Origin of the sequence: Nocardia sp. NPDC058497 (assembly GCF_042720195.1) — a bacterium.
Taxonomy (GTDB): domain Bacteria; phylum Actinomycetota; class Actinomycetes; order Mycobacteriales; family Mycobacteriaceae; genus Nocardia.
Genome location: NZ_JBHXMY010000131.1, coordinates 1 through 12,656 on the forward strand (window position 1 = coordinate 1; position 12,656 = coordinate 12,656).

The 12,656-nt window shown below is 68.1% G+C and carries 11 protein-coding genes; 9 read left to right on the forward strand and 2 right to left on the reverse strand.

Annotation, left to right across the window (positions count from 1 at the left end; translation table 11 throughout):
- From ACFWPJ_RS11940 to ACFWPJ_RS11975, 8 genes are all read left to right on the forward strand, one after another.
- Positions 1 to 1,231, forward strand: a 1,231-nt coding sequence (locus ACFWPJ_RS11940) for a beta-ketoacyl-[acyl-carrier-protein] synthase family protein (protein ID WP_378849957.1), incomplete at its 5' end; no start/stop codon positions are given.
- Positions 1,228 to 1,650 carry a 3-hydroxyacyl-ACP dehydratase FabZ family protein gene (locus ACFWPJ_RS11945; RefSeq protein ID WP_378849958.1) on the forward strand — a complete coding sequence of 141 codons (423 nt, stop codon included), beginning with the start codon at positions 1,228 to 1,230 and terminating at the stop codon, positions 1,648 to 1,650. The genes ACFWPJ_RS11940 and ACFWPJ_RS11945, both read left to right, overlap by 4 nt.
- Positions 1,647 to 2,921, forward strand: coding sequence for a beta-ketoacyl-[acyl-carrier-protein] synthase family protein (locus tag ACFWPJ_RS11950; protein WP_378849959.1), 1,275 nt, complete (start codon positions 1,647 to 1,649; stop codon positions 2,919 to 2,921). Before ACFWPJ_RS11945 ends, ACFWPJ_RS11950 begins: the two co-directional genes overlap by 4 nt.
- A 22-nt stretch (positions 2,922 to 2,943) precedes the next feature.
- Positions 2,944 to 5,271, forward strand: coding sequence for a beta-ketoacyl synthase N-terminal-like domain-containing protein (locus ACFWPJ_RS11955; RefSeq protein ID WP_378849961.1), 2,328 nt, complete (start codon positions 2,944 to 2,946; stop codon positions 5,269 to 5,271).
- A gap of 25 nt (positions 5,272 to 5,296) precedes the next feature.
- Positions 5,297 to 6,397: a 3-oxoacyl-ACP synthase III family protein gene (locus ACFWPJ_RS11960; protein ID WP_378849963.1), complete on the forward strand. Its 1,101-nt coding sequence runs from the start codon at positions 5,297 to 5,299 to the stop codon at positions 6,395 to 6,397.
- A complete protein-coding gene (locus ACFWPJ_RS11965) occupies positions 6,394 to 6,888 on the forward strand; it encodes an ester cyclase (RefSeq protein WP_378849964.1) in 495 nt (164 codons plus the stop codon). Before ACFWPJ_RS11960 ends, ACFWPJ_RS11965 begins: the two co-directional genes overlap by 4 nt.
- Positions 6,885 to 8,075, forward strand: a complete 1,191-nt coding sequence (locus tag ACFWPJ_RS11970) for an FAD-dependent oxidoreductase (protein WP_378849966.1) — start codon at positions 6,885 to 6,887, stop codon at positions 8,073 to 8,075. Before ACFWPJ_RS11965 ends, ACFWPJ_RS11970 begins: the two co-directional genes overlap by 4 nt.
- Positions 8,072 to 9,016: an NADP-dependent oxidoreductase gene (locus ACFWPJ_RS11975; RefSeq protein WP_378849968.1), complete on the forward strand. Its 945-nt coding sequence runs from the start codon at positions 8,072 to 8,074 to the stop codon at positions 9,014 to 9,016. Before ACFWPJ_RS11970 ends, ACFWPJ_RS11975 begins: the two co-directional genes overlap by 4 nt.
- Before the next feature lie 80 nt (positions 9,017 to 9,096).
- Here the strand turns inward: ACFWPJ_RS11975 and ACFWPJ_RS11980 are convergent, their stop codons facing one another.
- Complete coding sequence (locus ACFWPJ_RS11980) at positions 9,097 to 10,224, reverse strand: fatty acid desaturase family protein (protein WP_378849970.1); 1,128 nt, start codon at positions 10,222 to 10,224, stop codon at positions 9,097 to 9,099.
- 22 nt (positions 10,225 to 10,246) lie between these two features.
- A complete protein-coding gene (locus ACFWPJ_RS11985) occupies positions 10,247 to 11,347 on the reverse strand; it encodes a ferredoxin reductase (protein WP_378849974.1) in 1,101 nt (366 codons plus the stop codon).
- 879 nt (positions 11,348 to 12,226) lie between these two features.
- Between ACFWPJ_RS11985 and ACFWPJ_RS11990 the strand changes: the two genes are divergently transcribed.
- Positions 12,227 to 12,656 (forward strand): hypothetical protein (locus ACFWPJ_RS11990; RefSeq protein ID WP_378849972.1); only part of this gene is annotated, 430 nt, incomplete at its 3' end.

Sequence of the window (12,656 nt, forward strand, 5' to 3'; positions counted from 1 at the left end):
CGCCGCCACCACGTGGCGGAACCTGGCGGCGGGCGTCAGCGGAATCGGCCCGCTGACGACCTTCGACACCGACGGCTTCGGAGTCCGCATCGCGGGCCAGGTACCGGACCACTTCGACCCGAAGGCCGCGATACCCGGGGATTCGGACCACCGGATGTATTCGCGGGCAGGAGGTTTCGGCCTCGCGGCGGCTACCGAAGCCCTGCTCGACGCCGGTGCCGGCCGCGACACCTGCGACTCGGACCGGATGGGTGTCGCGATGGGCGCCACCATGGGGCGCCCCGATCTGCAGTACCTGATCGACATCGGGCGCCTGCGAGAAACCGAGCCGGACGCGTTCCTGGTGCAACCGCCGAAGACGGTCTACGCCGACGATCAGAACACACCGCTCGACGCGATGGCGCGCATGGTCGGCGCGACGGGGCCGATGGTCGGCATCAGCACCGCCTGCTCCAGCTCGGGGCACGCCATCGGCGAGGCCTTCCGCCTGATCCAGGAGGGTGATGCGGAGCTGATGGTGGCGGGCGGCTACGACTCGCTCACCAGCTGGATCGACATCCTCGGCTTCAGCCTGCTCGGAGCCATGACGGTCCGCCACAACGACGATCCGCGGTCGGCGTCGCGCCCGTTCGACGCCGACCGCTCCGGCTTCGTCATCGGCGAGGGCGCGGTCGTGTTCGTCCTGGAGGAACTGGAGTCGGCGCGGGCGCGGGGCGCCCGGATACACGCCGAAGTCCTCGGTTACGGCTCGACGATGAACGCGTGGCGAATCACCGATTCCCCGCCGGACGGGTCGGGCGCCATCCAGGGGATGGAGGCCGCGATCGCGGAATCCGGCCTCGGCACTGCCGACATCGACTACATCGTCGCCCACGGCACGGGAACCGCGGGCAACGACGCGTCGGAAACCACCGCCATCAAGAAGGTCTTCGGCGATGACGCCTACCGTCTCGTGGTCAGTTCGCCCAAGTCCATGGCTGGCCATCTGACCGGGGCGGCCGCCGCGCTCAACGTCCTCGCGGCGATCGGCGCCATGCGCGATTCGCTGGTACCGCCGACGGTCAACCTCGATCGACCAGACCGCGGCCTCGACCTCGACTACGTCCCGCATCGAGCCCGGCATACGCCGGTCGCCGCGGCTCTCGTCAACGCCTTCGCCTTCGGCGGAACCAACACCAGTCTTGTCGTCGGCGCTTCGAGCCCGGACCGGCGACGAAGGGAGCAGCAATGACCATCATCTTCACCGAGCCGGACCGCACAGCCGCGTCGCACCTCGGCGCCGACCTCGACCGCATCCTCGAACTGCGGCCGGGAAGAAGCGGCGTCGCGCTGTGCAACGTCGCGGGAACCCTGCCGCTGTTCAGCACGCACTTTCCGCGCTACCCGATCCTGCCGGGCGTGCTGATGCTCGAAAGCATGGCCGCGCTCGCCGCGGCGGCCGCGGGCGGCCCGTGGCGGCTGAGCTCGGTCCGCGGCCTGCGCTTCCGGCAGTTCGTGGTGCCCGGCGACCAGGTGATCATCACCGTCGATCTGCTCGAACACGCGGGAGACACGAGTCGCTGGAAGGCCGAGGCCCGGGTCGAGGGCCGGCTGGTCGCCTCGGCGCGCTCGCTGGAGATGAGCTCGGTCGAACCGGAGGCGCGGCCATGACCGAGCGTCGCGTAGTGGTCACCGGAATCGGGCTGATCACGGCACTGGGCGAAGGCTGGGCGCGCACGTGGGAAGCGATCGTCGAGGGAAGGACGGCGATCGGTCCCCTGCGCGGCTACGACCCCGCGCCGCTGCGGACCAGGCTCGGCGCCGAGATCACCGGCTTCGACCCGACCCGTTTCGTCGCGCGCCGATCGTTGCGCATGGTCAACCGCGGTGATCAGTTCGCGATCACCGCCGCGACACTCGCACTCGAGGACGCCGGTCTCGCCGACGCGGAACTCGGCTACCGCACGGGTCTGTTCCTCGGCGGGAACAAGGAGATGGCGCGGCTGGAGCCGCTCACCCAGGTCGCCGGGTTGCGCGATCCGGACGGCAACGTTTCGCTGCGCCGCATCGGCGAGGGCGTCTCGCGGTTCGTCTCACCGCTGGTGTATGTCGAAGCGCTCCAGCCCGCCGGGGTCTTTCACGTCTCGCAGAAATTCGGAATGCGCGGACCGAACGCGTTCTACGCCGGCACGGCGGAGTCCGGGATCACCGGCATCGGCCGCGGGATGCGTGCGATACGCCGCGGCGAGGCCGACCAGGTCGTGGCAGGTGGCTACGACGACGCGGTCACCTGGTGGTCGATGTCCAAGATGGATGGGCTCGGAGTACTCAGCCCGCGAAACGACCTGTGCGAACGCGCCTTTCGCCCCTTCGACCGTGATCACAGTGGTTCGGTGCTCGGCGAGGGCGGGGCGGTGCTCGTCCTCGAGGAACGCGAGCACGCGTTGCGGCGCGGGGCGCGGTGCTACGCGGAGGTCACCGGCATGGGTTCCGGGAACGACGGCGCGCGTCTCGCGGCGCCACACCCGCGCGGCAGGGGTCTGGCCAGGGCGATCAGCCGCGCTCTCACGGACGCGGCGGGCCAGGGCGCACCCGACTACATCGCCGCCCACGGGTGCGCCACGCCGAAGGGCGATATCAGCGAAACCCGCGCGCTGCACGACGCGCTCGGCGACGCCGCGTGCCGCGCCCAGATCAGCAGCGTCAAACCGCAGACCGGCCACCTGGTGGGTGGCGCGGGGGCGCTGAACGTCGCGGTCGCCGCGCTCGCGCTGGACACCGGCGTCGTGCCGGCGACACCGAACCTCGAAACACCCGCCGCCGGCTGCGATCTGGACTGGATCCCGGGATCGGCCCGGGAGTCGGGACCGGGGACCGCCCTCGCCCTCGCCCGCGGCCTGCACGGCCAGGCCGTCGCCATCGCACTCCGCAAAGCTGGCTGAAAACCTCAGGAGGACAGACGAAATGAACGAAGCCGCCACCGCGACGCGACGCGTCGTCATCACCGCCGTCGGTGCGGTGACCGCACAGGGAACCGGGGCCGAGGCGCTGTGGGAAGGCGTGCGCGACGGCCGCGTCGCCATCGGGCCAGTGCAGGGTCTTCCACTGGAGCGATACCGCACCTCGATCGGCGGGCAAGTGCCGGACATGCGCCGACCGGCCTACGACTACCTGACCGAACTCGGCATCCAGCACCCGGAACCAGCGCTCGACTTCGCCCTGGTCGCGGCCGAGGAAGCCATGGCCGCGGCCGGGATCGCCGTGCCGGCGGACCGCTGGGGTGTGGCGTTCGGAACCTGCAACGGCGGGACGTTCAGCGGCGAGCAGGCGCTGCACCGAGCCCGCACCGGCTCCTCGGTACTCGCCGGCGACCGGCACCTGCTGCTCGTACCGCCGCACGGCCTGGCCGAGGCCTTGAGCGCGGCCTTCGGACTCGGTGGACCGGTCGTCTCGGTCAACACCGCGTGCGCCTCGGGCGCCCACGCCATCGCGCATGCCACGGAGATCATTCGCGCCGGGCGGGCCGACGCGATGCTGGTCGGCGGGAGCGACTCTCTCACGGAGTCGGCCTTCGCCGGATTCGACAGCGTGGAGGCGCTGTCCGAGCGGCCGTGCGCGCCGTACTCGCGGGACCGCGATGGCCTCTCGCTCGGTGAAGGCAGCGGAATGCTCGTCCTCGTCGAGGAGTCGATCGCCCGTGCCGCAGGCGCCCCCATCCTGGCCGAGGTGCTCGGGTACGGCATGTCCGCCGACGGCTATCACCCGACGGCGCCGCATCCGCAGGGCGAGGGCGCCGCGCGCGCCATCCGCGACGCGCTCGATGTCGGCGGGCTCACACCCACCGATGTCGCCTACATCAACGGACACGGAACCGGAACACCGAAAAACGACCCGGCCGAATGCAATGCGGTCCGCTCGGCGTTCGGGGATGCCGTCGACAAGGTCATCCTGAGCAGCACCAAGTCGATGATCGGGCATCTGCTCGGCGCGGCAGGCGCGGTCGAGGGAATCGTCACGGTGCTGGCGCTGCGCGAGCAGCTCGCGCCGCCCACCGCCGGGTTCACCACGGTCGATCCGAAATGCGGCTTGGATGCCGCACCCGGCACGGCACGTCCGGCCGATATCGGTGTCGCGCTGTCGAACAACTTCGCCTTCGGCGGCGCCAACGCGACGGTAGCCTTCCGCAGGCCCGGCGAACTGCGCGGCGATCCGCGGCCGGACGATACCGATGCCGTCGTCGTGACGGGACTCGGTGTGCTCACTCCGGGCGGGACGAGCGCGGACGAGCTGTGTCAGACCTTCCGCGCGGGACACCGCATCGGCCGCGAGGAGCGCGGTCTCCGGATCGCGCAGCTCGAGGCCGATCTCGAGGCGTACACGATGCCGCGCGAACGACGCCGAATGGACCGATTCGGCCAGCTCGCGGTCGCGTCCTGCCGTATCGCGCTCGAGCACGCCTGCCTGGAAGCCGACGACCGGACCGGAGTCGTACTCGGTACCGGAATCGGCCCGATGCGCAGCATCGAGGACTTCTTCCTGCCGACCCTGCAGGGCAATCCGGGCAGTCCCGCCGTCTTCCCCAACACCGTCTTCAACGCGGCGGCGGGCCAGGTGGCCATGGTGCTCGGGGCCAAGGGGCCGACATCCACCGCGACGGCGGCGCACGCGGCGGGCGCGTCCGCGCTGACCATCGCGTTCGACCTGCTGCGCACCGGCAAGGCGGACGCCGTCCTGTGTCCCGCCGTCGACGAACTGACGGCCCACGTCATCGACGCCTACCGCGGCACGCCGCTGTTCGGCGGCCGGACGGGATGGGACTACCTGCTCGCGGAGGGCAGCGTCACGCTGCTGCTCGAGCGGGCGTCGGCAGCGGCCGCCCGCGGTGTCCCGGCCCTGGCCGAGTTCGGCGGATACGCAACGACATCCGACGCCCTCGGGATCGGGCGCTGGGACCGCTACGGACACGGTATCGAGCGCGCGATGCGTCATGCCTTGGCCGACGCACGGATCGATGCCGCGCAGCTCTCGGCGATCTGGACGAACGCCGCCGGGCTCCGGGTTGTCGACGGGCCGGAAGCTCGTGCCATCGACCGTCTCGGCGCACCGGACCGCTGCCGCAGGCAAGCCCCGAAGCGGGTCCTCGGCGAACCGATCGGCGCGGGCGCCCAACTGTCCGCGGCCCTGGCGACCGCGTCCTTCCGGCACGAGCCGCAAGCCGGACCCGTACTGATCAACAGCTCATCGCTCGGTGGCACGCACACCAGCCTCGTTTTCCACCCACCCCAGAACTGACCCTCGAAACTGACGGAGCCACACCATGACTCATTCGACGAACCGACACGTATCGATCCTCGCAACCGGATCACATCTGCCCGGCGACCCCATCGACAACGCCGATCTGGAACGACTCTGCGGACCACTGGCGCAGGAGGTCCTCGACGGCATCCAAGTGCGACAACGACATTGGATGATCGATCCCCAGACCGGCGAGCACCGGACCGGAACCGCCGCGATGGCTACCGCCGCGGCGCGGCAAGCTCTGGACCGAGCGGGCCTGCAGCCCAGCGATGTCGACCTGCTCATCATGTCGACGGCGAGCCCGGACTACCCGCTGCCGATCGCCTGCACCTATGTCCAGGAGAACCTCGGACTGGACCGCTGTGCCGTGGTCGAGCTGCGCGCCGGCTGCGTCGGCGCCGTGCAGGGCATGGATCTGGCCAGGCGCTACCTGGCGGACGGCACCTACAACTGCGCCATAGTCATCGGCGCCGAGTCGATTTCGCCCATGCTCGCCCCGCTGTATCTCGGCCAGGACCCCGAGCGAGTGCGGATGCGCGACCGGCTTCCGATCTACACCTTCGGCGATGGTGCGGGCGCGGTGCTGCTGCGCGCGAGCGATGCCGAGGACACCGGCGCACCCGGATACGCCTTCGCGACGCAGTGCATGGGCGGCGACCGCAAGCCCGGGATGCAGATCATCGGTGGCGGATCGCATGCCCCGGCCGCCGAACAGATGCGCCGCAAGCACCCCGTCGAACTGCGTATCGACATTCCCGGCACCACCCGATTCGGGCCCCAGGTCCTGGCCGCCGGGCTCCGTGACCTGCTCGACCGCTCCGGACTGGAGATGGGCGACTTCGATGCCGTCGTCCTGCCGGAAGGCAACGCGGACTACTTCGCCGGCGAATTCGAGGCCGCCGGCATCTCGGCGCAGGACCAGGCGGCGCTGCAGAAGAGCATCACCGAAAACCTCGGCGACGTCGGCGCCACGGGTTCGGCCGCGGTGCCGCTGGCACTCGACGATGCCTGGGTGACGGGCAAGGTCAGCCCCGGTGACACTGTCTTGCTGATGGCGATCGAGGCCAGCCGGTATCTCTATGCCGGGCTGACTCTGCCGTGGGAGGCGCCGACGCCATGACCACGACCGAAGAGCTGAACCAGAGCGTCATCCGCAGACTGTTCCACGAACTGGTGAACACCGGCGATTTCGCCGTGGTGGATGACATCTATCGACCCGATGTCGTCGATCACCAGCCGATGCCGGGCGCCCCCGCCGGGCGCGATGGCGTGCGATACACGATCGCTGTGCTGCGCGAGAGCTTCCCCGACCTGCACGTGACGATCGATGAGAGCTACGCGTACGCCGACCGGGTGACCATCCGCTACACCTGGCGCGGCACCCACACCGGCGAACTACTCGGCCTCGCACCGACCGGCCGCCGGATCGAGTACCAGGGGATCGCCGAGTGGCGACTGATCGACGGGCTCGTCGCCGACCGCTGGGATCTGGGCATCGAATCCGGCATCCTGCCCGCGCTCGGCTTGGGCTGGCTCGCCCGCGGCCGCGTGCGGGCCGGGAAGGTGCGGTCGGCGCGAGCGCGCCGTCGAGCCGAAGGGACGAGACGATGACCAGGACACGCACCGGCCGAGCCCTCATCGCAGGCGGCGGCATCGGCGGGATGGCGACGGCACTGGCCCTGCAGCACAAGGGCTTCGACTCGGTTGTCTTCGAACAGGCGCAGGCGCCGCGCGACGGGGGCGCCGGGGTCCACCTCTGGACCAACGGGATGCTCGCGCTCGACTCGCTCGGCGTTGCCGACACGGTACTGAAAACGACGGCGGCACAGCAGTTCTGCCACTTCAGCACGTGGCGCGGTGCGGAACTGGCCGCTTGGCCGGTGGGCGAGTTCGCCGCACAGTACGGCCGGCCCACCATCGCCGTCGAGCGCTCGGCCCTGCACGCCGCATTGCGGAACAGCCTGGACAGCACCAAGTTCCACACAGGCGCCCGTGTCGTCGACTTCACGCAGGACGAGCGCGGTGTCGCGGTGCGGCTCGCGGACGGGCACATCGAACGCGGCGACCTCTTGATCGGCGCGGACGGCATCTACAGCGCGGTTCGCGCCGGGCTGCCCGGCATGAGACCACTGCGGAACAACGGCTATATCGCCTGGCGCGGCAAGGCCTTTCTCGAGCATGACCTGATTCCGCCGGGAAGCTTCAACGCCATGTTCGGTCCGGGTACCCGGTTCGTCTACTACGATGTCGCGCCGGGAGTTGTGCATTGGATGTCGGTAGCCAACGGGCCCGCCGACGACCGCGATGACTCGGGTGTCCTTCAGTTGCTCACCGACCGTCATCGCCGGTGGGCAGCACCAGTCGAGGACATTCTGGCTGCGACACCGCCGTCGGGCATCATCCGCAGCGCCGCACTAGACCGGAAACCGGACCGGCGGTGGGGCACGGGCCGGGTCACCCTGCTCGGGGACGCGGCACATCCCATGGCATTCAACATCGGGCAGGGCGCATGCCAGGCCGTGGAAGATGCCGTGGTGCTGGCCGAATGCCTCGCCTCGACACCGGCCGATCCGGTCACCGCGTTGCGCGCGTACGAGAAAGAACGCCGGGCCCGAACCGCACACCTGCAGCGGGTCGCCTGGTGGCTCGGACGCATGGCGTCGGTGGAGCATCCGGCTCTGGTCCGAATGCGAGAAGTCTTCATGCGCTCGACCTATCCGACAATCCTCTTCGCGGCCGAGCGGAAACAGATGTCCTACTCCCCCTCCCCGACCATCCGAAATTCGAGGCAACGATGAAGGCAATTTTCTACCGCAGCTACGGCGATGCGGACGTCATGGAATACGGCGACTTGCCCGAGCCGAAGTTGGGTCCCTCCTCGGTACTCGTCCGGGTCAAGGCGGCGGCGGTGAACCCGCTCGATTGGAAGGCCCGCGAAGGCCTGTACGACGGCTTCATGGACACGGTGTTTCCAGTGGTTCCGGGAATCGATTTCTCCGGCGTCGTCGAGCGCGTCGGATTCGGTGTTCGTGACCTCGCACCGGGCGACGAAGTGATGGGATGTGTACCGAACGACGAGTACCTGTCGCGCGGAACCGTCGCCGAACTGACGTCCGCCCCCGCGCGGTGTGTGATCCGAAAGCCGTCGTTTTTGAACTGGATCGAAGCAGCCGCGCTCCCGCTGGTCGGGTTGTCCGCGTACCAGGGCATGAACCATCTCGCCGTACGGGATGGCGAAGTCGTCCTGGTGCACGGAGCTGCCGGCGGTGTGGGTTCGATGGCGGTCCAATACGCGGTCAAACTCGGGGCCCGCGTCATCGGGACGGCAAGCGAACACAACCACGACTTCCTCCGTTCGCTGGGAGCCGAGCCGGTCGACTACCGCCGCGGGCTCGCGGAATCGGTCGCCGCGCTCGCTCCCGGTGGCGTCGACGCCGTGCTCGACGCCTCCGGTAAGCGGACGCTGCGCACCGTAGCGCCACTGCTGAAGGAGGGCGGGCGGCTGGCATCGGTTGCCGATCCCGGGGTGCGCTCGGCCGGCGGCACCTACGTTTTTGCCCAAGCGATCTCGGACGATATCCAGAAAATGGTCGCGCTGGCCGAAGAAGGAACGATGCATGCGCCGATATCGGCCGTCTACCCGCTCGAGAACGCGGTCGAAGCATTTCGCGAGAGCCAAGCCGGTCATGCCCGCGGCAAGATCGTCGTGGCGGTCGGCTGCGCGCCGTCCGGGATGTGATGGCGATAGTTCACGACGAAACCCGCCCTGGCCGCGGCGATGATCACCACCGCGACCCCGGGCGGGGCTGGAGACATGACCTAGGCCGGCCCCAGCCGACGGTGAATCGTCACACCCGGAACCGGCTTGGAGCGGACCGGTTTCGGTGGGAGCGCGAGTCGGAACACCCTCGCCCACGTGGAACCGAACCGCCGGAAGAATCCGCCCGTCTGGTAGGGAACTCCGTGCCTTTCGAACACCGCCCTGATCTCTCCCGATATTTCCGGATACCGATGGGCGGGAATGTCGGGGAACAAGTGATGCTCGATATGGTGTGAGAGGTGTCCGGACATGATGTGGAACAGCTTGCCGCCGTCGATATTCCCGGAACCCAGCATCTGCCGCAGGTACCACTCGCCGCGAGTCTCGTTCGCGGTCTCCGCATCGCTGAAAGTGTGTGCACCGTTGGGGAAATGACCGCAGAGGATGATCGAGTACGTCCAGACATTGCGGACTACGTTGGCAATGGCGTTACCGCACAATGTCTTGACGAACAGGGGACCGGTCAGCGCGGGAAAGACCAGGTAGTCCTTGAGTACTTGCCTGCCTGCTTTGTGCAACGAACCCCTGATCAGTGGCTTGACCTCACTCCACTCACGATCGCCCTTGGCGATGTTCTCGGGTTCGAGGTCGTAAACCGCCAGAGCCCACTCGAAGAACACCATGGTCAGGAACGACACCATCGGGCCCGCGAGATGCGCGGGCTTCCATTCCTGGTCCTCGTCCATGCGAAAGAGGCCGTAGCCGAGATCGCGGTCACGCCCGACGATGTTGGTGTACGTGTGATGCTTGAAGTTGTGCGAGTGCTTCCACTGATCGGTCGCGCACGCCATGTCGAATTCGAAGTCACGGGAATTCACCCCGGGATCACGCATCCAGTCGTATTGGCCGTGCAGGACGTTGTGGCCTACTTCCATGTTGTCCAGGATCTTCGACACGCTGAGCGCACCGACCGCGGCCAACCAGAGCGGCCGCCGGGAACCGAGATACATCAGTCCGCGGCCGGCGACCTCGAAGGCACGCTGCACCTTGATGATCTTGTAGATGTGCGCGCGGTCCTGCTCACCGAGATCTGCGACGATCCGGGCGCGCACCGCATCCAGCTCGCGACCCAGCTCCTCGACCTGCTCTGCGGTGAGTACCACTGTGGCGCCTGCTTCTTCGCACATGTCGACTCCTTGATTCGTGCGGTCAGATGTCGAGGACGACGTCGCCAACCGGAGCCGAAATACACAGCTGGATGGGCTGATCGGGTTCGCAGGCGGTGTCGCCGGTGCGCAGGTTTCGCGTGCACCCGGACTTCTTGATCGAGACACAGGAGTAACAGATCCCCATGCGGCATCCGTGTTCGGGAGCGAGGCCGGCCGCTTCGGCTTGGTCGAGCAGGCTGGCGCCGGAGTTGTCGGTGGTTACCCCACTCGCCGCGAACGAGACCCTGCCGGTCGCTTCGTCGTCGATGGCGACCACCGGAGGCGTGAAAACCTCTGCGTACAAATTTGTTTCGGATCCCAGTTCGCGATAGAGCGCACGGACGGCGCCCAGTAGCGCGGTGGGGCCGCAGACGAATGTCGCTGCCTGTCGATGCCACGGCGCGACAGTCCGAAGATGCTCGATTCCGAAGTGCCCGGACAGATCCGCGTCGTTCTCCTGCGCGGTGTAGGCGAATGTGACGTGAAAGCCGCGGTTGCGTGCCGCGATCGCGGCGAGCTCGGTCCGGTAGGGCACATCGCCCTCGGTGTCGGCATAGTGCAGGAATGCGACCGCACCGGTGTATCCCTCGTCGTCGAGTGTCCGCAGCATCGACAGCACCGGCGTGATGCCACTACCCCCGCTGATCAGCAGAATGTTGTTCGGCCGCGGCGTCGGCATCCGGAAGGTGCCCGCGGCTTGCGACAAGGTCACGACGAGGCCCGGCCGTGCCTCGGCATGCAAGTACCGCGACACCAGACCGCGCGTATGACGCTTGATGGTCAATTCGATGCGGCCGTCATCGCGATACCGCGAGGATGCCGGGGAGTAGCACCTGGTGTGCCGCACGCCGTCGACGACGACGCCGACCTGGACGAACTGGCCCGCGTCGAATCCCTCCCATTGCCAGGTCGGCCGAAGGATGAGCGTGACAGTTTCGCGGGTCTGGCGGTGCACGTCGACAACCTCTGCGCGCAAGTCGCGCACCGACGCCATGGGATTGACGAGCTCCAGGTACCGGTCCAGATTGTGCGGCGTCGCCATGGCATCCACAAGGGACAGCAGCCTGCGCACAGATCGAAATCGACGCGGTACTCGCCTCATCTCGGTGGGCTGATCGTTCACGTCCGCACTCCTTGTGCGCTGGAGTTTCAGGAGAAATCCAGTGTGGGCCGGGAGCGTCGCGCCACTCTTCCGCAACAGGGATGAACCCGCTCCCCCAGGGGTGGACTGTGGTGCGTTCAGCCCGCGGGGTGAAACGACGAGTATCTGTGCACGCGCAAATATCGGCCGTCGGAAGAGCCGATCCGGTCATGCCCGCGGCAAGATCGTCGTGGCGGTCGGCTGCGCACGGACCGAGATTTGACGGCGCCTATTCGATTGCGTCGTAAACCACTTCGGTAGTTCACGACGTTAACTACATCTATTCATCAACACCCCGTAGGTGTCGCCATTCCACCCCTGAGGGTGATGCGATCCAACGTCCACGGATGGACGATAGAAGTACAGCGATGCTCCGCTCGAAAGGCAGAATTCCAGTGCCCACCCCGAACGAACCGGCCGAAGCCGACGCCGTCGGACAAACCGCTCCGCCGCCCCGTCGGGCATCGCTGGCCAACCACACAGCGCAATTCCGCGTCACCCGAGTCCGGCGACCTTCGGGCGCACGCCTGAGGGGTGAGAAGAATGGGTGATCTACACGCACCGCTTCATGCGGTCGCGCGGCCGTGCCTGCTGATCGTCCTCGGTGGATTCACCGTCATGGGTGGGCTCGCACCGGATATCGAGGCACACGCGGCTCCGGCGTCGTCGGCAGCATTCACGACATACCGCACCGAGATCGCGCGACAGGATCCCGGCCCAGCCATCCCTGGGCCGGCCATTCCTGCGCCGAATAACCCTGGGTCGGTCATTCCGGGCCCGAACAACCCTGGGTCGGACCAGGCAGGCGGTGGGACGCACAATCCTGGCTGGGGCGGCGGTTTGACAGCCGATCCTGGCGGCGGCGGCAACCCTGGCGGTGGCGGCAACCCCGGTGGCGGTAACCCCGGTGGCGGTAACCCCGGCGGTGGTGGCGGCGCACCCGGCGGCGGCGCACCCGGCGGCGCACCCGGCGGCGGCGCACCCGGCGGCGGCGGTGGGTCCGGGGGCGGCGGTACCGACACTCCCGGCGGCGGAACCGGCGGCTGGCCCGGCGGCGGGACCGACACTCCCGGCGGCGGTGGCGGGACCGACAACCCTGACTGGGGCGGTGGGACGGACAACCCTGATGTCGACATCCCCGACATCGAGATCGACCCCAACATTCCCGACATCGAGACCAACCCCAACATTCCCGACATCGAGACCAACCCCAACATTCCCGACCAAGAACACCAACCCCACCAAGCCCACCAAGAGCACCACAACACAC

Bases quoted from the DNA above. Each gene is read 5' to 3' on its own strand.
- ACFWPJ_RS11945 (WP_378849958.1), top strand. From the start codon at position 1,228: ATGACCATCATCTTCACCGAGCCGGACCGCACAGCCGCGTCGCACCTC.
- ACFWPJ_RS11950 (WP_378849959.1), top strand. From the start codon at position 1,647: ATGACCGAGCGTCGCGTAGTGGTCACCGGAATCGGGCTGATCACGGCA.
- ACFWPJ_RS11955 (WP_378849961.1), top strand. From the start codon at position 2,944: ATGAACGAAGCCGCCACCGCGACGCGACGCGTCGTCATCACCGCCGTC.
- ACFWPJ_RS11960 (WP_378849963.1), top strand. From the start codon at position 5,297: ATGACTCATTCGACGAACCGACACGTATCGATCCTCGCAACCGGATCA.
- ACFWPJ_RS11965 (WP_378849964.1), top strand. From the start codon at position 6,394: ATGACCACGACCGAAGAGCTGAACCAGAGCGTCATCCGCAGACTGTTC.
- ACFWPJ_RS11970 (WP_378849966.1), top strand. From the start codon at position 6,885: ATGACCAGGACACGCACCGGCCGAGCCCTCATCGCAGGCGGCGGCATC.
- ACFWPJ_RS11975 (WP_378849968.1), top strand. From the start codon at position 8,072: ATGAAGGCAATTTTCTACCGCAGCTACGGCGATGCGGACGTCATGGAA.
- ACFWPJ_RS11980 (WP_378849970.1), bottom strand. From the start codon at position 10,224: ATGTGCGAAGAAGCAGGCGCCACAGTGGTACTCACCGCAGAGCAGGTC.
- ACFWPJ_RS11985 (WP_378849974.1), bottom strand. From the start codon at position 11,347: ATGAGGCGAGTACCGCGTCGATTTCGATCTGTGCGCAGGCTGCTGTCC.